Below are 19,299 nucleotides of genomic sequence, written 5' to 3' on the forward strand. Positions count from 1 at the left end.
GTATCGATACTCGTCATGCTACGACGAGACGAAACCGATGCCTACGGACTGATCGCGTACGTCCTGTTCCCGCTCGGAGCCATCTTCGTGGGCCCGCTCGAAGCTGTGCTCGGATTGGGGGTCTACTGGCTTCTGACGGACGACGAGAACGAGATCCCTGTCAGCTAGCACCGGGCCCTGTCGAACCTGTGTCCCCCGTATTCGTGACACGGTCACCGGCCCAGAGGTACGCCACGGGAGTCTCTCGGCCGACGGACCGATAGAACTCGTGGTCGTCCCGACGGTCGTCCTCACGCGTCACGGCCGCATCTCGAAACTGCGGGACGAGACTGGCAGCAGTCCAGAAGTTCGGGTGGTCCTGGAGTTGGTAGTGGAGATGGGGTTCGCCGGAGTGTCCCGAGTTACCGCAGTCACCGACCTTCTCACCACGCTCGACACGGTCACCAGGTGAGACGACGACACTCCCCCTCCGGAGATGGCCGAGGAGGCTGTACTCGCCGTCGGCATGCCTGACCACGACGTGGTTGCCGCGAACGTCCCACGTTCGCCACTCCAGCCAGCCGCTTCCCGGCCGTGGATGGTCCCGTAGTCGGTCCCTCGCCTTCACGACGACCCCGGACGCCGGTGCGCGGATCGGCTCGCCGAACGCGTAGTACTCCTCGAGTTCGGTTCCGTCGCCGGTGTGGGTCGCCCCGTCCTCGTCGGTGACGACGAAGTCGTAGGCGTACCGTTGCGCGACGAGCATCCAGGAATGCGAGGTCTCCTCGGTCACCCCACCGTTGACGACCGTCCACCGACCGTCGTACGGGAGCGAGGGTGTGGTGCTCGGGACGTGTCGCTCACGGTTCGGGTACCGCCGCTGGTACCGGACCATGGTGACCAGCTGGCCACCAAACTGCAGGACCTGGGTGACGATCCCCCAGGGGGTCACGCTCCATCCGAGTGTGGAGACGACGTAGCGGAGGCGCTCGCCGTGGTCGATCTCGTAGGCGTACCCGTGCGTATCTTCGTCGCCGTCAACCGTCTGCAGAACCACCGGTACGATTCCAGCCAGAAGGAAGCACACCACGGCGTACGACTCGAACCGTTCGGTCCGCATCGTCACTACCCCCAGGAGGACGAATCCACCGAAGACCACCCAGAAATCGAGGGTCGCGAACCACAGCAGTGCACGCCGAAGCAGCGACCGAGCGGTCCGCAACGTCTCACGCGAGGCCGAGGGTTCTGCCGACCGATTCGTCATCGGTATCGCGTTCGGCCACGCCACAGTTAGTGATTTTGCGAAATTCAGCTCACAAGAAGACAGTCGTGGCACCGGGGTTAGCTCGTGACATCGTTGCAACCACCCGACACCAGAACCGCGACACTCCCCCGAGAATTGGATTTTCGGGCGTTTCGGGTGGGTATACTCTCCGTTGATGGAGAGTTAGATAATTTCGAGTGGGACCGCCGAGAATTGAACTCGGGTCCTACGGACCCCATCCGCAGAGGATACCACTACCCCACGGTCCCGTACGTCAACCGATGCCCGTTTGCCGTTTAAGCGTGTCGTTTCGTCGGCACCACGCTACACGAGCACGCGCTCGAGTTCGACGACGGTCCCGGATTCGGCGTCGGGGTCGCCGACGAGCGTCCCGAGACAGACGGCGGTCCCGCCGGGCAGGTAGCAGGCCACGAGGTCGCCCTGCTCGCCGCTCTCGACGCTGATGACGCCGGGGGCGTAGACGGGCGCACCCTGGGCAACCTGTTCGGAGGCGGACGGTGCGATGGTCACGCTGGGGAGGTGCGTGAGCGCGCGCTCGGCGGGCTGGACGACCTCCCGCAGGGGTGTCTCGTCGCCGTCCTCGACCCAGAACGCGAGCGCGTCGACGAGGTCGTGGTAGCTGACGAGTGTGGAGTCGTCGAAGGGATCGGTGGCGGTCCTGCGGAGGTGGCCCATGTGCGCGCCGGTGCCGAGGGCGAGCCCGAGGTCGTGGCAGAGCTTCCGGATGTAGGTGCCGGACTCACAGCGGATCCGGACGAGTGCGCGGCGCTCCTCGACCTCCAGCACGTCGAGGTCGTACACCTCGCGGACGCGGAGGCGGCGCGTGACCGCGCTCTTCCGCGGGGGTTTCTGGTAGAGCGGGGCCTCGAACTCGCTGGCGACGGCCTCGACGTCGCCGGGGGCGCGCCCGTGGAGTTCCAGGACGGCGACGTACTCCTTGGTGCCCTCGAGGAACACCTGGGCGAGCCGGGTGGCGTCGCCGAACAGCGTGGGGAGACAGCCGGTGACCTTCGGGTCGAGGGTACCGGAGTGGGCGGCTTCGTCGACGGTCGCGTCGCTGCCGGCGCGGTCGAGTGCGTCGGCGACGGCGTCGCGGCACCAGCCCGTGAACTGGTGTGCCGACGGGCCGGCGGGCTTGTCGAGGTTGACGACGCCGAACTCGAGCAGTTCGGCGGGCGAGCGCTCGTCGGGCGGTGCGCGGAGGGACATGGTTCAGAACTCGTAGTCGAGCTCGACCGGTGCCTTCCCCTCGTCGGTCTCGGGGTCGTAGGACTCGACGGCCTCGACGAGGACGTGCTGGACGTGCTCGGCGTTCCAGCGCGCGGTGTTGACGCTCAGGTCGTAGATGGAGAGGTCGCCGATGTCGATGCCGTAGTACTCGTGGTAGCGCTGGGCCTCGCTGGACTCGCGGGCCGCGGTCTCCTCGGTGGCGAGTGCCGGCTCCTTGTTCTCGCGGTCGGCGATGCGGTCGCCACGGACCGCGAGGGGGGCGTCGAGCCAGAAGCGGAAGTCGGCCTGTTCGGCTGCGAGCCAGCCGGCGAGCCGCGATTCGAGCACGAGGTCGTCGCGCTCGACGGCGATCTCGCGGAGCCGTCGGTCGAGGTCACGGTCGATCCCCTCGTCCTCCTCGGCGAGTTTGTTGAACTCGAGCGGTGTGTAGCCGCGCTCGTCGGCGAGTTCGCGGAAGATGTCGCCGCCGGAGACGTGGTCGAGATCGAACGCATCGGCCAGCCCTGCGGCGGTGGTGCTCTTTCCACTGCCCGGCGGGCCGGAGACGGTGAGCAACATAGCCTATCTGCGGGGGTGTCGGTAAAATGGGTTGTGATTGGACGGCGGAGCGACGGTCGTGGCGTGGTGCCGACGACGACCGGAGCCTACGTCGGCGTCGCGTCGAGGTCGAGCGTCTTCCGGAGCAGCTGGGTGAACCCCATCGAGCACAGGAAGTACCAGACAATCCACGCCGGCATCGGGCCGATGGCGCCCTGCATCCACTCGCGCTCGCCGAAGATGGGCAGCACCATGCTCTGTTCGGCGGGCACGAGGTGGCCGCCGTCGAGGATGGTCCAGTACATCCAGAGGAAGGCGGGGATGGTGAGGAGCATGATCCACGCCATGGGGCGGAAGTTCTCCTTCATCATCTCGCCCTGGTCGCCGAGCGCGTCCATCTTCTCGTCCTGGATGCGTTCGAGGGCGGCGTCGTCGCCGGCCTCCTTGGCGGCCTGCTCGCGCTCGGTGATGTTCTGCATCTTCTCCTGGATCTGCTTGACCTTGCTCCGGTCGACCATGTTCGCCTGCAGCAGCGTCGAGTACAGGCCGGTGATGAGCGCGACCGAGAGGATGACCGCGTAGAACGGGAGCACGTCGTTCAGCGGCTCGAAGATGACGTTGATGCTGCTCCCGACCGCGTTGCGGATGGGGGTGTAGTAGTAGCCGGCCATCATCCCGACCGAGACGAGCGCGGCGAGCTTGTCCCGGGTGTGCCAGCTCGAGCCCTCGCTGTCGACCTCCACGGGGTCGCTCGCGACGCTGATGTCGTCGCCGAGTACGTCGGTGACTGCGTCGGGATCGACGACCACGAAGCCGTCCTCCTGCTCGCGGAGTATCTCGCTCTGGATGAGTCGTCCCCAGCGGCCGCTGTCCATACCGTCCTCGTCCTTGACGTCCTTCCACTCGACCTCGTCGTCCCCGTCGTTGGAGGCGTCCATGACGACCTGCAACGCCTCCGAGGTCCCGGGGTTGTCCGAGAGGAAGTCCTGTATCTGTTCCGCCGTCCAGGCCATATGGGAACCCGTTGGCAGTCGTGGGATAAGAGTCTTTTACTCTGTGGCAGCCTCGATGGCTGCTCTCACGTCGGTCCAGACCTCGTCGGGGGTCTGCTCGCCGTCGACGGCGACGAACTCGTCGGTGTCCTCGTAGTACTCGACGACCGGGAGCGTGTTCTCCTCGAACACGTCGAGGCGGTTCTCCGCGGCCTCCTCGGTGTCGTCCTCGCGCTGGACGAGCTCGCCGCCGCACTCGTCACAGACGCCCTCGGTCTCCGGCTGATTGTACTTGACGTGGTAGTTTGCGCCGCAGTCCTCGCAGACGCGGCGGCCGGTGAGGCGGTCGAGCAGCTCCGAGCGGTCCACGTCGAGGTAGAGGACGAGGTCGAGGTCGGTCATGTCGGCGAGCTCCTCGGCCTGTTCGAGGTTGCGCGGGTAGCCGTCGAGGACGTAGCCGTCGGCGGTGGAGAGCGCCTCCTCGACGATGGCGTTGACGACGGCGTCGGGGACGAGATCGCCGGCGTCCATGTACTCGCCGGGTGTGTCGTACTCGAACTCCATGTCCGAGATGTCCATCTCCTTGTTCGAGCGGAGCGCGTCGCCGGTGGTGACGTGCTCGACGCCGAACTCGTCGACGATGTTCGCGGACTGCGTGCCCTTGCCTGCGCCCGGTGCACCGAGGATGAGGATGTGCGGACTGCTCATATCTGGGCGGTCGGACCCGGCACGTAAAGAGTTAAAGAAAACGGCTGGCACGTGGGGTGACCGTTCCGCCGGGGAGCCGGTCGGTCGACGCGTTACTCGTACTCGGTGATGGTCAGCTCGAAGCTGCCGGAGCCGGAGTAGGAGTCGACGGTGACGTAGAGCTCGGTCGACGTGTCGGGGCTGTCGATGACGACCGTCTCCTGGCTGTCGACCGTGTAGGAGCCGTAGTCGTAGCTGCTGGACGACGGACAGCTGGCCTCGCCGTCGTTGACGTAGAGATCGAAGTCGGCGTCCGACGGCCCAGAGAGCGACAACTCGACCTGGCTCGGGGAGCTGTACTCCCACGCCCACGTGTAGCAGGCGGAGTCCCAGTAGCCCGACAGCGAGTCGGAGACGCTGCCGGTGGTCGAGCCGCCGCCACCGCCACCGCCGCCGCCACCGCCACCGCCACCGCCGCCGCCACCGCCACCGTCACCGGGTTCGGTGGTGACCGCGGCTTCGGCGTTCACCTGACCGCTGCCCTGCTCGTCGCTGGAGAGACCGATGTCCGTGGCGGTGTTCTTCAGGTGGCTCCGCAGCTCGGCGTTCGTGAGGTCCCACTGCGCCGCCGCGAGGCCCGCCACGCCGGAGACGACCGGCGTCGCCATCGAGGTGCCCGAGAGCTGCTCGTAGGCCCCCCGTGCCTCGGTCGTCGTCGAGAGCACGTCCACGCCCGGCGCGCACAGCTCGACGCTGGAACCGTACTGCGAGAAGCTGGCGAGGGTCTCGTTGTCGTCGACCGCGCTCACGGCGAGACACTCGTCGTAGGCGGCGGGGTACGACACCGAGCCGGAGCCGTTGTTCCCGGCCGCGGCGACGACGAGCGCGCCGTTGTTCGTCGCGTAGCTCACGGCGTTCTTCATGGTGTCCGTGTAGCCGCCGCCGCCGAGACTGAGGTTGATCACGTCCGCGCCCTGGTCGGCCGCCCACTGGACCGCGTCGGCGATGTCGGCGGTGGAGCCGCTGCCGGACTCGTCGAGCGCCCGCCCGTTGATGAGCGTGGAGTTGCTCTGCCCGGCGACGCCGGTCCCGTTGTCGATGACTGCGGAGGCACAGCCGGAGACGTGGGTCGCGTGGTACTCGTTGCTCGGGGCGTCCGGGTACGGGTCGCCGTCGCCGTCGGCGAAGTCCTTGCCCGGGTCCGCGGCGTAGTTCGCCGCCAGATCGGGGTGGTCGTACTGTGCGCCGGTGTCGACGACCGCGATGGTGACGTTCGAGCTCCCGTACGTGGTGTCCCACGCGCCCGGCGCGTTCACCTGCTGGGGTGCGTACTGGTCGCCGAACTGCGGGTCGTTCGGCGTCGCGAGCGCGTGCAGCGTCTCGTTGCGCTCGGCGTACTTCACGCCGTCCTGCCGCGTCACCGCGGACACGAAGTTATCGCGGGCCCGCGTCGACGCCACGTCGGGGAACTGCACGGCCACGTAGCCGAGGTCGTCGTTCTCGTGGACGATGCGTGCGTCGCCGGGCACCGCCGACTGGATCGCCGCCCGTCGGTCGGTGACGTCCGCGCTGACGCCGACGAGGATCTCGTCCTCCTTCGGGCCGGGGGTGCGACTCGGGGTCGCGCTGGTGATGCCGCCGAACGCCGCGGCCGCGCCGAGTGCGCCCGTCGCTTTCAGATAGCCTCTCCGTCCAAACTGTCGGTTGTCATCATCTGCCATGACCGGGTGGCCGGTCAGAGAGACGACACTAAAGGCTTGCGGTATTGGTCATATTCATCTATGATTTCCGATGGAAATCGGCTTTGGACATAAATATGTGTCGGCCCCGGTGCTCGGTTGTCCGAACGTCTCTCTCGAACTGGCATAAATTCAACCGAATCGATGACGGGATAAATTGTTCCCCCCCCGGCTCGACGCTGTGGCGCGCGTTACTGACCGAGCTCCTCGACGCTGACCGTGTAGCTGCCGGAGCCGGAGTAGGAGTCGACGAGGATGCCGATCTGCTGGCCGGCACTCACGTCGTCGAGCGTGATCTGCTCCTGGCTGTCCGGGGTGATGGAGCGTCGGTCGTAGTCGTACTGGCTCGGCGTCCGACCGTCCGTCGTGACGTACAGGTCGAAGTCGGACCAGTTACCGCCAGACAGCGAGATGGTGACCTGGCACGGGTTCTGCAGGTCGTTCGTCCACGTGTAGTCGTCCGAGTCGTAGTAGCCGTACAGGTAGCCGTTCGCGGAGCCCGTCGAGGACTCGTCACCGCAGCTCCCGCCGTCGTCGGACTCGACGGTGATGCTCACGGAGTCGGTGCTCGACGCGCCGTCGTCGTCGGTGACGGTGAGGCTGGCGCTGTAGTCGCCGGCCTCGCTGTAGGCGTGGGTGACCGTCGCGCCCGTCGCGGTCGCGCCGTCGCCGAAGCTCCACTCGTAGGAGCTGATGGAGCCGTCGGTGTCACTGGAGCCGGAGCCGTCGAAGGTGACCTCCTGGCCGACCGTGACCGTCGCCGACGAGGCGTCGATGGACACCGTCGGGGCCTCGTTCTCCGGCGGGTCCGGGTCGTCGCCGCTGCCGACGAGGTTCGCGGCGTCGACGCGCCCGGCACCCTGCTGGTTCTCGGGAAGGCCGATGTCGACGGCCGTGTTCTTCAGCTGGTTGCGCAGCTCTGTGTTCGACCAGCCGGGGTTCGCCGCGAGGCCGAGTGCGGCGACGCCCGCCGCTGCCGGACACGCCATGGACGTGCCGGAGATGCGGTTGTACGGCGAGTCCGTCCACGTCGAGAGGATGTTCACGCCGGGGGCGACGACCTCCTGCTTCTCGCCGTAGTTCGAGAAGCTGGCGAGGTTCTCGTTCTCGTCGATGGCACCGACCGCGATACACTCGTCGTAGGCCGCCGGGTACGACACCGAGCCGGAGGAGTCGTTGCCGGACGCACAGACGATGGTGACGCCGTTGTCCGCCGCGTAGCTGACTGCGTTCTTCATCGTGTTAGTGTAGCCGCCGCCACCGAGGCTCATGTTCACGATGTCCGCGCCCTGGTCGGCCGCCCACTGTACGGCGTCGGCGATGTCGCTGGTCGAGCCGCTGCCCTGCTCGGAGAGCGCACGGCCCGAGAGGATGCTGGAGTTCGACATCCCGGCGATGCCGTCGCCGTTGTCCGTCGTCGCCGCCGCGATGCCGGCGACGTGGGTGCCGTGGTACTCGTTCGACATCGAGTCCGGGTACGGGTCGCCGTCGTCGTCGACGAAGTCGTAGCCCTCGTTCGAGCCGAACTGGCCCGCCAGGTCCGGGTGGTCGTACTTCACGCCCTGGTCGATGACCGCGATGGTGACGTCCTCGCTGCCGAGCGTGGTGTCCCACGCCGCGGGCGCGTTGACGAGCTGCAGCGCGTACTGGTCGCCGAAGCGCGGGTCGTTCGGCGTCGCGAGCGCGTGCAGCGTCTCGTTGAACTCGGCGTAGCGTACGTGGTCGAGTGACTCGAGCGTCTCGAGGATGTCGTCGTCCGACATCGTCGTGACCTCGGGCTTCGACAGCGCGATGTAGCTGAGGTCGTCGTTCTCGTGCGTGACCGACATCCCGTCCGGGAGCCGCTCGTCGTTCGCGGTCGCCGACGCGACGTCGGTCACCGAGTACGTGTTCGTGACACCCACGAGGATCTCGTTCGGTCGTGCGCCCGGTTCCCGCGACGGTGTCGCGGACGACAGTCCTGCGAACGCCGCTGCCGCCCCCACGGCACCAGTTGTCTTCAGGAAGGTACGTCGTCCCCAATCGTGACTGCTATCGTCTGTCATGAGACACCCATACCGACACCCTGTCCCCTATTTAAATTTTTGTAGTACTGATTGCTAATTTTAATCGATATACAAATTGTATTCTGGTTGTGAACAGTTGTGTACTGGGGGTTCGGGCGAACCGCCACGGCTTTGAGCGGCACCGAGAGAGGAGTGGGTATGGACGAGCGATTCAGGCGGCTCCTGCCCGGTACGGAGCCGCATCCGCGGGCGCGCGTGGGACTGTTCGTCGACGGTCCGAACGTGCTCCGCGACGAGTTCGACGTCGACCTCGACGACGTCCGGACGGCCGCGACCGCCGTGGGTGACCTCACGGTGACCCGGCTGTACCTCGACGAGCACGCGACGCCCGGCCTCATCCAGGCGGCAGAAGCCCGCGGCTTCGAGGTCGTCGTCACCAGCGGCGACGTGGACGTGAAGCTCGCGGTCGATGCGACCGAGACCGTCGTGACCGAGGCCATCGACACGCTGGCCATCGCCTCGCGCGACACCGACTTCAAGCCGGTGCTCGAGAAGGCGGGACGCTACGGCATCCGCACGCTGGCCATCGCGCCGGGCGAGCACGGCCGTTCGGACGCGCTCCGGAACGCCGCGAACGAGGACGTGGTCATCGACGACGACGCGTCGCTGTCCGGGTAGCGAACGGGGAGAAGGGCGGCGGGAGTGGTGAGTCCGAGGTGCCGTCTGTCCTTACTGGCCGAGCTCCTCGACATCCACGGTGAAGCTGCCGGAGCCGGAGTAGGAGTCGACGAGGATGCCGATGTCCTGACCCGCGCTCGGGCTGTCGATGATGACCTGCTCGTCGCTGTTCATCGAGATGGAGCGCTTGTCGTAGTCGTACGTGCTGGGCGTGCGCCCGTCGAGGGTCACGTACAGGTCGAAGTCGGCGCTGCTCGGCCCGGTCAGGGAGACAGTGACCTGACACGGGTTGTCCAGACTGTTCGTGTAGGTGTACGACGTCGAGTCGTAGTAGCCGTACAGGTAGCCGTCCGCCGAGCCACCCGCGGACGTGTCGCCACAGCTGCCGCCGCCACCGCCGTCGGACTCGACGGTGATGCTCACGGAGTCGGTGCTCGACGCGCCGTCGTCGTCGGTGACGGTGAGGCTGGCGGCGTAGTCGCCGGCCTCGCTGTAGGTGTGCGTGACGGTCTGACCGGTCGCCGAGCCACCGTCGCCGAAGCTCCACTCGTAGGAGCTGATGGAGCCGTCGGAGTCACTGGAGCCGGAGCCGTCGAAGGTGACCTCCTGGCCGACCGTGACCGTCGCCGAGGAGGCGTCGATGGACACCGTCGGTGCGCTGTTGTCGCCACCACCGCCGCCACCATCGCCGGCGGCGTCGACGATGTTGAGCGCGTCGACCCGGCCCGCGCCCTGCTCCTCCTCGGAGAGGCCGATGTCGACGGCCGTGTTCTTCAGTCGGCTGCGCAGCTCCGTCGGTGAGAGGGCGGAGTCGGCCGCCTTGCCCAGCGCCGCGACGCCGGAGGCCGCCGGACACGCCATCGACGTGCCGGAGATCTTGTTGTACTGACCGCCGAACTGGGAGACGTTCTCCGTCCAGGTCGACAGGATGTCGACGCCGGGTGCGGCGACGTCGAGGTTCGGGCCGTACTGCGAGAAGCTCGCGAGGTCCTCGTTGCTGTCGACGGCGGAGACCGCCACGCACTCGTCGTACGCGGCGGGGTACGACACCGAGCCCGAGCCGTCGTTCCCGGCCGCACAGATGGGGAGCGACCCGTTGCTGACGGCGTAGCTCACGGCGTTCTTCATGGTGTCCGTGTAGCCGCCGCCTCCGAGGCTCATGTTGATGATGTCCGCGCCCTGGTCGGCCGCCCACTCGACGGCGTCGGCGATGTCCGTCGTGGAGCCGCTGCCCTCCTCGGAGAGTGCACGACCCGACAGCAGCGTCGAGTCCGAGATACCGGAGATCCCGGTGCTGTTGTCGGTGGTCGCCGCCGCGATGCCGGCGACGTGGGTGCCGTGGTACTCGTCCGCCATCGAGTCCGGGTACGGGTCGCCGTCGCTGTCGACGAAGTCGTAGCCCTTGTTGGTCCCGAACCGGCTCTGCAGGTCGGGGTGGTCGTACTTCACGCCCTGGTCGACCACCGCGACGGTGACGTCGGAGCTGCCCTGCGTCGTGTCCCACGCCGAGGGAGCACGCACCTGCTGGGGTGCGTACTGCTCGTCGAACAGCGAGTCGTTCGGCGTCGCGAACGCGTGTACGGTCTTGTTCTCCTCGACGTAGCGGACGCCCGACTGCTCTCGGAGTCGGTCCGCCATCGCCGATTCGGCCTGTGCTGCGGCCGCGTCCGGGAGCTCGACCGTGAAGTAGCCGAGGTTCTCGTTCCGGTGCGAGACGTTGGCCTGACTCGGTAGCTCGTTCTGCACGCTCGACTCCGCAGTCGACATGCTCGTTGCGGCCGAGACGCCCACGATGAGTTCGTTCTCATGCGGCTGCGGGTCCCGTCCGGGGGTCGCCGAGGTGATGCCCGCGAGTGCCGCGGCCGAAGCCGCCGCGCCCGTCGCTTGCAGGAAGGTACGTCGTGCCCACGATTTCGTGTTATCGTCTGTCATGACACACAACGGCAGTCACGCCACCCGCACTTATATTTTTATGAACGCGTCATAAATTTATGCGAGTGTTATACAATTTGACCGGTAGTTCCTAGAAAGTTGTGTGTCGAACTGGTTAGAAACTAAAACAAACGCGCGCCTCGTTTCTACGCCGAACTATCGTGAACGTCTGAGGCTCTTAATACCACCGGTTATGGCGTTCGGAAACTCGAAGGGAGCCGGGACGGTGTTTGTCAGCAAAGTGATGAGTGCCGCCGTTCCGCCCCGAGCGCAGGGTTGTGAACCCCGGGTCGAGGTCGGTTACTGCCCGAGTTCCTCGACGCTCACCGTGTAGCTGCCCGACCCCGAGTAGGAGTCGACGAGGATGCCGATGTCCTGGCCGGAGCTCACCGCGTCCGCGATGACCTGCTCCTGGCTGTCCTGCGTGATGGAGCGCTTGTCGTAGTCGCTCGTCGTCGGCGTGCGCCCGTCGAGCGTGACGTACAGGTCGAAGTCGGCTCCGCTCGGTCCGTCGAGCGAGACGGTGACCTGACACGTGCTGTCGAGCGAGGTCGTGTACGTGTACGACTCGGAGTCCCAGTAGCCCGACAGCGAGCTGTCGGCGGAACCGCCGGTGGACGTGCTGCCGCAGTCGCCGCCGCCACCGCCGCCACCGCCGCCACCGTCACCGCCGACGATGTCGACGGCCGAGACGCGGCCGGCACCCTGCTCCTCCGCGGAGAGGCCGATGTCGACGGCCGTGTTCTTCAGCTTGCTCCGGAGCTCGGTCGCGCTGAGGCCGGGCTCGACCGCCTTACCGAGCGCCGCGACGCCGGAGGCCGCCGGACACGCCATCGACGTGCCGGAGATGCTGTTGTACGGCGAGTCGTTCCAGGTCGAGAGCACGTCGACGCCGGGTGCGGCGACGTCGAGGTTCGGGCCGTACTGCGAGAAGTCCGCGAGGTCCTCGTTCTCGTCGACCGCGGAGACCGCCACGCACTCGTCGTACGCGGCGGGGTACGACACCGAGCCGGTGCCGTCGTTCCCGGCCGCACAGATGGGGAGCGACCCGTTGTTGACGGCGTAGGAGACCGCGTTCTTCATCGTCTCCGTGTAGCCGCCGCCACCGAGGCTCATGTTGATGATGTCCGCGCCCTGGTCCGTCGCGTACTCCACGGCGTCGGCGATGTCCGCGGTCGAGCCGCTGCCGCCGCCGAGTGCGCGGCAGGCGAGCAGGGTCGAGTCGGACATCCCGGCGACGCCCGTTCCGTTGTCGGTGGTCGCCGAGGCGATTCCCGCGACGTGCGTGCCGTGGTTCTCGCCGCTGGGTGCCATCGGATCACCGTCGCCGCCGGCGAAGTCGCTGCCCTTGTTCGTCCCGAAGCGGCTCTGCAGGTCGGGGTGGGTGTAGTCGACACCCGTGTCGACGATGGCGACGGTCACGTCCTCGCTGCCGAACGTGGTGTCCCAGGCCGAGGGTGCGCCGACCTGCTGTGGCGCGTACTGCTGGTCGAACTTGGGGTCGTCTGGCTGCGCGAACGCGTAGTGCGTCGTGTTCCGCTCGACGTAGCGAACGCCCGACTGGCGCTCGATACGCGAGGAGACGGCGTCCATCGTCGAGGGTCCGTCGTCGCGGACCTCGACGGCGATGTAGCCGAGGTTGTCGTTCTCGTGTACGACGTTCGCGTCCGATGGTAGGTCTCGCGCTACCTGTCGCTGGACGGAAGCCATGCTTGTCGAGGACGAGATGCCGACGAGGAGCTCGTTCTCCTTCGCTCCCGGCTCTCGTCCCGGGGTGGCCTGGGTGAGTCCCGCGAAGGCGGCGGCACTCGCTGCGGCACCGGTCGTCTTCAGGAAGGTACGTCTGTTCGTACCGCGTTGGGTATCATCTGCCATGCCCACCAATAGAAATCACCGCTGGGCATTTATATCTTGGCAACGCGGAACTGAATTAACTAGCGTTCAACACGACCAGTTGCCAGCTTCGAGTGACAGGTCCGCGCCCTCCGTGTAGAACTACTGGTCGGTAGACCGATAGAATCGAACCCAAATGATTACTGTCGCGTCCACACACGCACGACACAAGGAGATGGATGCGCTCGACACCCCCGTCCTCGACAACCACATGCACCTCGACCCGGACCACGGCCGCGGGTTAGCGGCCGTCGACGACTTCGCACGGCTGGGTGGCACGCACCTGCTCGTCGTCAACAAGCCGTCCTGGCACCTCGGCGACCTGCCAACCGACCGCGAGTCGTTCCGGCACGTGTTCGAGACGACCGTCGACGTCGTCGCGGCCGCGACCGAGCGCCTCGACGGGCGCGCCTGGCCGGTGCTCGGCGTCCACCCCGGACTCGTCTCCCACCTCGTCGACGACGGATACACGCCCGAGGAGGCGCGCGACCTGATGCAGACCGGGCTCGACCTCGCGGCGGAGTACGTCGCCGACGGCCGCGCGCTCGCGCTCAAGTCCGGTCGCCCGCACTACGAGGTCGACGACGCCGTCTGGGACGCCTCCAACGCGGTGATGCGCCACGCGTTCTCGCTCGGGGCCGAGGTCGACTGCGCGGTCCAGCTCCACACCGAGGCGAGCGACGACCTCACCGAGGTGGCCGAGTGGGCAGAGGACGAGGGGCTGGACCGCACGCACGTCGTCAAGCACTACGCCGGCGGCGAGCTCGCGGGGCCGATCCCGAGCGTCATGAGCGAGACGGACCGCCTCCGGGTCGCCGCCGCTTCGGACGCCCCGTTCCTCATGGAGACGGACTTCGTCGACGACCCCGACCGACCCGGCGCGGTGCTCGGCCCGAAGACCGTCCCCCGGCGCGTCCGCTGGCTGCTGGAGGAGGGTCACGACGAGGCCGTCAGGCGGGCGCACGTCGAGACGCCCGAACTCGTCTACGACATCGACACCACCGCGGCGCTGTAACCGCAGGGCCACCTGCCACGGCGTGGCCCGTGTGTTCCGAGCCACCACGCCGTGTCGTGTCCACGGACGGGAGTCTCGACCTGGAACGGCTCACCGTAGAGAAAGGCATTTCACTACGCCGGGGTAGGTTGTGGTATGAGCACTCCCCCGACCGAATACTACTCGGCGGAACGCTGGCAGAACTGGATCGACCGAGTCGAAGCGGAGGACGTCGACGCCGAGGACGAGGACTCGATGCGCGTGTTCGACCTCATGCAGGACGACGCGGCCATCGCCGTCGCGAAGATCGTCTCCGCGACCGACGACGACGAGCTCGACGAGGAGGCGGCCTCCGAGAAGATCAACGAGATCGGCGACATCGTCTTCACCGAGCCCGAGTTCGACGACGAGGACAAGCTGTTCCTCGTCGGCAGCGTCCAGGAGAGCCTGAGCATCGTCCTCCACGCCGCGATGGAGTACATCCACGCCGGTGCCGCCGACGAAGCGTCCATCCCGGAGTACGTCTCGGCAGCCGCCGAGGCCGAGGCCGAGGAGGACATCGAGAGCGCCCGTGGCTACCTCGTGAAGGCGGGCACGCTCATCATCGACGGGGAGGAGCTCTCTCCCGAACTGGGCGAGGAGCTCGAGTACGGTCCGGTCGCGCAGTGGCTCAACGGCCTCGCCAGCCTCCAGTCCGCGATGGAGGACCCCGAGGTCGTCGAGGAGGACGAGGACGCCGAGTAGTCGGAGCTTACACCCCGGTAATTTGGTCATAAGGGTTTTACTCGCGCCAAGCTAATCAGCGCGTAACATGGGGTTTCTCGACGACGAGCGGGGGGTGAGCGTCCAGGTGGGCGCAGTGATACTGCTCGCGTTCGTCGTCATCGCGATCTCCGCGTACCAGGTGCAGGTGGTCCCCAGCCAGAACGAGGAGGTCGAGTACAACCACAATCAACGGCTGCAGAGCCAGCTGCAGGAGCTCGAGGGGACCATTGGTTCGATGTCGGCGACGGGCGACGGCCGGACGGTGACTGTCGACCTCGCGACGACGTACCCCGCTCGGACGCTGTTCGTCAACCCACCGCGACCGACAGGCCGGTTGGAGACGGTTGGCACCACACAGCCACGGGTCTCGTTCGAGGTGCGGAACGCGACCGCGGCGAACCCAGACGTGGACGACTTCTGGGACGGAACGACGCGCAACTACTCCACGGGCGCTATCGCGTACCGACCGAACTACAACGTCTACCAGGCGCCCCCGACGACCGTCGTCGCGAACTCGCTCGTGTACAACGAGTACTCCAGCACCACGCTCGTCGCGAACCAGCAGTCGATCTTCGACGGCGACAGCATCTCGCTCGTCGCACTTCGGGGGTCCCTCCGCAGGGAGGGTGGGACGGCATCGGTGAACGTCCGTCCCGTGAGTGCCTCGACGACGACGGTGCCCGTCAGCGCGACTGGCAGTGATAACGTGACAATCTCGCTTGTCTCCCGGCTCTCGCCAGACACCTGGCGCGAGCTCATCGACGAGACGGGCGAGTATTCGAACCAGAGCGGGCACGTCACGGCTGTCGTGGACAATGGGACGACAACAATGCCAAACGGTGAGCAGCTGTACCGGGTGGAGTTCGAGCTGGAGCGCGGGCAGACGTACCGACTCCAGCTCTCCCGCGTCGGCGTCGGCGAGCTCTCGGCGACCGAGCAGTCGACGAACGCCTCGTACGCCGTTGCGATGGCTGAGACCGTGACGACAGAGGAGGACGTGAACGCCACGGTGACGGTCGAGGTTCGGGACCAGTACAACAATCCGAAGTCCGGTGTCGAGGTGAATGCGACCGTCGTTGGGTCGGCCGGCGGGAGCATTGTCGATACCCCGCGGACGACGAACGAAGACGGTCGGGCGACTTTCACCTACAACACGTCACGGGAGATCAGCGGTACCTCCTCGAAGTCCGACACTGTTCAGGTGAGCTTCAGCGGCGATCCGTCCGGTGGCTTCGACGCGAACGCCCCCGAGAACGTCAGCACGACGGTGACGGTGCGGAACACCGACGGCAGCGGGACAGGGACCGGTGTCGGAGGCGGCGGTGGAGCGTACAGCATCGACTGGCAGGACCCGATTTCTTCTAACCCGTCGCCAGGAGTGAGTACGTCCACTTGCTCGGAGACGGACTGCACGTGGGACGTTGGGGTAGATGGCGACGGTTCGCTGGACCTCACCGCGGTGACCAGTCCGAACGATATCGATGGGCTGGAAGTTGAGTACGTGCTGAACAACAGTACCGTCGCCTCGATCCCGCCCTCTGAGAGGACCGATTCGACGGGACCGAACGGCGAGACAGGTACGACGTTGACCGCGAACGCGAACGGCACGGTTGCCGTGTATGTCGCGTCGAACGGCGACAGCGACGTCATCAACGTCACCGTCAGCAACGTTAGCGGCGGCGGCGGTGGCGGTGGAAACGGTCCGCCGATCGTGACGAGTGCGAGCATCACGAACGCCCCGATCAACTACTCCGACGCGAACACGGCACAGACCGTGACGGTGACGTTCAACGAGAGCATGGACACGAGCGTCGCGCCGACCGTCGAGATACAGGGGATGGCCCGATCCTATACCGTGAGTGGAAGCTACGCGAACCCCACGACGTGGACGGGGACGGCGAATTTCCAGCAGGACAGCGAGGAAACCACCGCAACGATTAGGGTTGCCGATGCGGAGGACCAGTCCGGGAACACGATGGCACCGGACACGTCGAACACCTTCCAGGTCGACACCGCGAGACCGCAGCAACCGTCGAGCACCGACTTCCAGACCGCACCGATCAGTGCATCGAACGCGAGCAATGTCGCTGTAGATGTTGAGTTCGGCAACCAACCCGAAAGCGGCACGGTCTACGTCAGAATCACTGGCCCCGACGGGAACACGGTCGTCGGAACCGCCCCGGCCGACACGGGTAGTACCACGACGACGGTGACCGGCATCGACATCTCCAGCCTCAGCGACGGCACCGTGACCGCCGAGTCCAGAATCGTCGACGACGTGGGGAACATCAACCAGGGCGGCTACAGGCAGGCCAGAGACGCGCTGAAGGACACCAAGGAACCACTCATCCAGACGTTCACGGTGAGCGACGAGACCACCGACTGGTACAACCCCGAATTCAGCGTCACCAATATCGTCTCTGATATGACGCTCAGCGATGTTACCATTGAACTCGTGAATTACAACGGTCAAGTCGTCGATACTGAAACGGGCGCTGCGAACTCCACTGTCACACTGAATGACAACACCTTCAACTGTTACCAGTGTACCTACACCATCCGTCTGACCGCAACCGACCAAGTCGGCCAGACGAACAGCAGCAACGTCACCGACGAAGCTGACGGGAGTGGAGGTGGTAGCGGCGGTGGATCTCCCTCGGCAGACATCGTCCAGCGTCAGAGCGGGAGCGGCTCTACGTTCGACGGTGGTACGGGGGCAGAGTTCGTGCTCGAGAACACCGGGTCGAAGGACGTCACCATCACTGACGTCGAGATCTCGGTGAGCGGTGGTAGCGCCTCACAAATTCGTGAGCAGAACGGTGGGTCTGGCCGTACTTCGAGCGAAGTCTACATTGACGCTGCTACTGTGGGCTACTACGAAGACAGTTCGGGCGGCGGTAATGGCCTCTCACTCGACACCAGGCAAGCACTTACCACCAATGCAATCATCGCCGCCGGCGACACCGCCACGATGAGTTTCTACCAGTTCCGCAACAATGGCGGACAGTCAGTTGATATTTCCGGCCGAACGCTGACCGTCACCGTCTACTTCTCCGATGGGTCAAGCGAGAGCTACACGTTCACTGCTTGAGGCGATATTTTCGACACCCGTCGAAACTTCCATCGACACGCACAAATAGCCAGTCCACCCACTCCCCCACATGACAGCAGTCGGTATCGACGCGGTCGAAGTCTGGACTGGCAACCTGAAACTCGACCTCGCCGAGACGTTCGCGGAGGAGAAGGGCAAGGACCCGGCGTACTTCACGAAGGGCCTGGGGCTGCGGGCGTCGTCGCTGCCGGATTCGTACGAGGACATCGTGACGATGGGCGCGAACGCGGCGAAGAAGCTGATGGACCGGAAGGGGCTCGAACCCGACGACATCGGCCGCATCGACGTGGGCACGGAGTCGAGCTTCGACAACTCCAAGCCGATCTCGACGTACATCGCTGGCTGCCTGGAGCAGGTGTACGACGGCGACTTCCACCACGCGAACAAGGGCGAGCGCAAGTTCGCCTGCATCGCGGGCACCCAGAGCATCGACGACGCCTACAACTGGATTCGCGCGGGCCGGAACCGCGGTCGTGCGGCGCTCGTCGTCGCCACGGACACGGCGCTGTACGCCCGGGACGACTCCGGCGAGGCGACACAGGGCGCGGGCGCGGTGGCGATGCTCATCGACGAGGACCCGAGCCTGGTCGATCTGTCGACGGACCAGGGCTACGGCAGCGCGGACGAGACGGACTTCCTGAAGCCGAACCAGCAGTTCCCGAGCGTCGACGGCAAGCGGTCGGTGCAGGTGTACCTCGCCCGGATGCGCGAGGCACTGGAGGACTACGAGAGCGTCGCCGGTGACGTCCGCCTCGATGACTTCATCTACGCACCGTTCCACACCCCGTACCCGGGCATGGTCCGGAAGGCGGCGGCGCTGGCGTACCGGCACGTCACCCGCGATACGGCCGTCGAGGACGAGCTCGCCGAGAGCATCGGTCGGCAGCCGCGACGGGAGAGCTTCGACGACGACGGCGAGTACGAGGAGGCCGTCCGCGAGTACATGGACGCGCTGAAGGAGACCGAGCAGTACCAGGACTGGTACGCGGCGACGGTCGACCCGACGCTGACGATCTCGCGCGACGTGGGCAACTGGTACACGGGCTCGGTCCACCTCGCTCGGGTCTCCGCGCTGAAGACGGCGCTGGAGGCGGGTCGTGACGTGGCCGGTGAGTCGATGCTCGTCGCGTCCTACGGCTCGGGCGCGCAGGCGGAGATCCACGGCGAAATCATCCAGGACGGCTGGGCCGACGAGATCGCCGCGCTCAACGTCGACGAGCAGATCGCCGAGCGCTACGACCTCTCGTGGTCGGAGTACGAACTGGTCCACGACCGGCACAACCATGAGATGGACTCCGAACTGGAGGAGTTCACGACGCCCGATGCGGAGTTCGTCTTCGACGGCTGGGGCCGGATGGGCGAGCGGAAGTACACGTACGTCGAGTGACGAGAAGGCGGGGGAGTCACGTCGACGGAACCGGGGCGACCGGTCGCGTCAGCGGGGCGAACTCAAGTGGACGGTGGTCCGAC

General features: G+C 66.3%; 15 protein-coding genes and 1 tRNA gene. 6 read left to right on the forward strand and 10 right to left on the reverse strand.

The features are described 5' to 3' along the window. Positions 1–15 precede the first annotated feature (15 nt). Positions 16–168, forward strand: a complete 153-nt coding sequence (locus NOW55_RS00550) for a hypothetical protein (protein WP_256398100.1) — start codon at positions 16–18, stop codon at positions 166–168. On the opposite strand, the gene NOW55_RS00555 is transcribed toward NOW55_RS00550, so the two are convergent. From NOW55_RS00555 to NOW55_RS00590, 8 genes are all read right to left on the reverse strand, one after another. Continuing rightward, positions 161–1,243: a M23 family metallopeptidase gene (locus NOW55_RS00555; RefSeq protein ID WP_256398102.1), complete on the reverse strand. Its 1,083-nt coding sequence runs from the start codon at positions 1,241–1,243 to the stop codon at positions 161–163. The genes NOW55_RS00550 and NOW55_RS00555 overlap by 8 nt on opposite strands. Positions 1,244–1,441: 198 nt before the next feature. After that, positions 1,442–1,512, reverse strand: a tRNA-Pro gene (locus NOW55_RS00560). Positions 1,513–1,567: 55 nt separating this feature from the next. Next, positions 1,568–2,473 carry an RNA-guided pseudouridylation complex pseudouridine synthase subunit Cbf5 gene (locus NOW55_RS00565; RefSeq protein WP_256398103.1) on the reverse strand — a complete coding sequence of 302 codons (906 nt, stop codon included), beginning with the start codon at positions 2,471–2,473 and terminating at the stop codon, positions 1,568–1,570. Positions 2,474–2,476: 3 nt separating this feature from the next. Further along, on the reverse strand, positions 2,477–3,052 hold the full coding sequence (cmk, locus tag NOW55_RS00570) for a (d)CMP kinase (RefSeq protein ID WP_256398104.1): 576 nt from the start codon (positions 3,050–3,052) through the stop codon (positions 2,477–2,479). 86 nt (positions 3,053–3,138) lie between these two features. Continuing rightward, positions 3,139–4,044 (reverse strand): DUF106 domain-containing protein, encoded by a 906-nt coding sequence (locus NOW55_RS00575; RefSeq protein WP_256398105.1) that lies wholly within the window; start codon positions 4,042–4,044, stop codon positions 3,139–3,141. Between the two features lie 36 nt (positions 4,045–4,080). Beyond that, positions 4,081–4,731, reverse strand: coding sequence for an adenylate kinase (locus NOW55_RS00580; RefSeq protein WP_256398106.1), 651 nt, complete (start codon positions 4,729–4,731; stop codon positions 4,081–4,083). A 92-nt stretch (positions 4,732–4,823) separates the two neighbouring features. After that, complete coding sequence (locus NOW55_RS00585; RefSeq protein WP_256398107.1) at positions 4,824–6,431, reverse strand: S8 family peptidase; 1,608 nt, start codon at positions 6,429–6,431, stop codon at positions 4,824–4,826. Positions 6,432–6,640: 209 nt separating this feature from the next. Beyond that, the gene (locus NOW55_RS00590) at positions 6,641–8,494 is read right to left on the reverse strand and encodes a S8 family serine peptidase (protein WP_256398108.1); all 1,854 of its coding nucleotides are present in this window, start codon (positions 8,492–8,494) and stop codon (positions 6,641–6,643) included. Between the two features lie 159 nt (positions 8,495–8,653). Between NOW55_RS00590 and NOW55_RS00595 the strand changes: the two genes are divergently transcribed. Next, a complete protein-coding gene (locus NOW55_RS00595) occupies positions 8,654–9,133 on the forward strand; it encodes an NYN domain-containing protein (RefSeq protein ID WP_256398109.1) in 480 nt (159 codons plus the stop codon). Positions 9,134–9,184: 51 nt separating this feature from the next. Here NOW55_RS00595 and NOW55_RS00600 read toward each other — a convergent pair whose 3' ends face one another. Further along, complete coding sequence (locus NOW55_RS00600) at positions 9,185–11,065, reverse strand: S8 family serine peptidase (RefSeq protein WP_303648625.1); 1,881 nt, start codon at positions 11,063–11,065, stop codon at positions 9,185–9,187. Positions 11,066–11,365: 300 nt separating this feature from the next. Further along, a complete protein-coding gene (locus NOW55_RS00605) occupies positions 11,366–12,940 on the reverse strand; it encodes a S8 family peptidase (protein WP_256398110.1) in 1,575 nt (524 codons plus the stop codon). A 193-nt stretch (positions 12,941–13,133) separates the two neighbouring features. On the opposite strand from NOW55_RS00605, the gene NOW55_RS00610 reads away from it, so the two are divergent. The 4 genes from NOW55_RS00610 to hmgB all read left to right on the forward strand — a co-directional run bounded on the left by NOW55_RS00610 (position 13,134) and on the right by hmgB (position 19,216). Next, positions 13,134–13,973: a TatD family hydrolase gene (locus NOW55_RS00610; RefSeq protein WP_256398111.1), complete on the forward strand. Its 840-nt coding sequence runs from the start codon at positions 13,134–13,136 to the stop codon at positions 13,971–13,973. 135 nt (positions 13,974–14,108) lie between these two features. Then, the gene (locus NOW55_RS00615) at positions 14,109–14,696 is read left to right on the forward strand and encodes a DUF2150 family protein (RefSeq protein WP_256398112.1); all 588 of its coding nucleotides are present in this window, start codon (positions 14,109–14,111) and stop codon (positions 14,694–14,696) included. A 67-nt stretch (positions 14,697–14,763) separates the two neighbouring features. Next, on the forward strand, positions 14,764–17,808 hold the full coding sequence (locus NOW55_RS00620; RefSeq protein WP_256398113.1) for a hypothetical protein: 3,045 nt from the start codon (positions 14,764–14,766) through the stop codon (positions 17,806–17,808). A 70-nt stretch (positions 17,809–17,878) separates the two neighbouring features. Then, positions 17,879–19,216 (forward strand): hydroxymethylglutaryl-CoA synthase, encoded by a 1,338-nt coding sequence (gene hmgB, locus NOW55_RS00625; RefSeq protein ID WP_256398114.1) that lies wholly within the window; start codon positions 17,879–17,881, stop codon positions 19,214–19,216. Positions 19,217–19,299 lie beyond the last annotated feature (83 nt).

The sequence above is a fragment of the Haloarchaeobius litoreus genome, assembly GCF_024495425.1.
GTDB classification, from domain to species: domain Archaea; phylum Halobacteriota; class Halobacteria; order Halobacteriales; family Natrialbaceae; genus Haloarchaeobius; species Haloarchaeobius litoreus.

Bases quoted from the DNA above. Each gene is read 5' to 3' on its own strand.
- NOW55_RS00550 (WP_256398100.1), top strand. From the start codon at position 16: ATGCTACGACGAGACGAAACCGATGCCTACGGACTGATCGCGTACGTC.
- NOW55_RS00600 (WP_303648625.1), bottom strand. From the start codon at position 11,065: ATGACAGACGATAACACGAAATCGTGGGCACGACGTACCTTCCTGCAA.
- NOW55_RS00610 (WP_256398111.1), top strand. From the start codon at position 13,134: ATGGATGCGCTCGACACCCCCGTCCTCGACAACCACATGCACCTCGAC.
- NOW55_RS00620 (WP_256398113.1), top strand. From the start codon at position 14,764: ATGGGGTTTCTCGACGACGAGCGGGGGGTGAGCGTCCAGGTGGGCGCA.
- hmgB (WP_256398114.1), top strand. From the start codon at position 17,879: ATGACAGCAGTCGGTATCGACGCGGTCGAAGTCTGGACTGGCAACCTG.
- NOW55_RS00615 (WP_256398112.1), top strand. From the start codon at position 14,109: ATGAGCACTCCCCCGACCGAATACTACTCGGCGGAACGCTGGCAGAAC.
- NOW55_RS00605 (WP_256398110.1), bottom strand. From the start codon at position 12,940: ATGGCAGATGATACCCAACGCGGTACGAACAGACGTACCTTCCTGAAG.
- NOW55_RS00565 (WP_256398103.1), bottom strand. From the start codon at position 2,473: ATGTCCCTCCGCGCACCGCCCGACGAGCGCTCGCCCGCCGAACTGCTC.
- NOW55_RS00575 (WP_256398105.1), bottom strand. From the start codon at position 4,044: ATGGCCTGGACGGCGGAACAGATACAGGACTTCCTCTCGGACAACCCC.
- NOW55_RS00555 (WP_256398102.1), bottom strand. From the start codon at position 1,243: ATGACGAATCGGTCGGCAGAACCCTCGGCCTCGCGTGAGACGTTGCGG.
- NOW55_RS00580 (WP_256398106.1), bottom strand. From the start codon at position 4,731: ATGAGCAGTCCGCACATCCTCATCCTCGGTGCACCGGGCGCAGGCAAG.
- NOW55_RS00595 (WP_256398109.1), top strand. From the start codon at position 8,654: ATGGACGAGCGATTCAGGCGGCTCCTGCCCGGTACGGAGCCGCATCCG.
- NOW55_RS00590 (WP_256398108.1), bottom strand. From the start codon at position 8,494: ATGACAGACGATAGCAGTCACGATTGGGGACGACGTACCTTCCTGAAG.
- NOW55_RS00585 (WP_256398107.1), bottom strand. From the start codon at position 6,431: ATGGCAGATGATGACAACCGACAGTTTGGACGGAGAGGCTATCTGAAA.
- cmk (WP_256398104.1), bottom strand. From the start codon at position 3,052: ATGTTGCTCACCGTCTCCGGCCCGCCGGGCAGTGGAAAGAGCACCACC.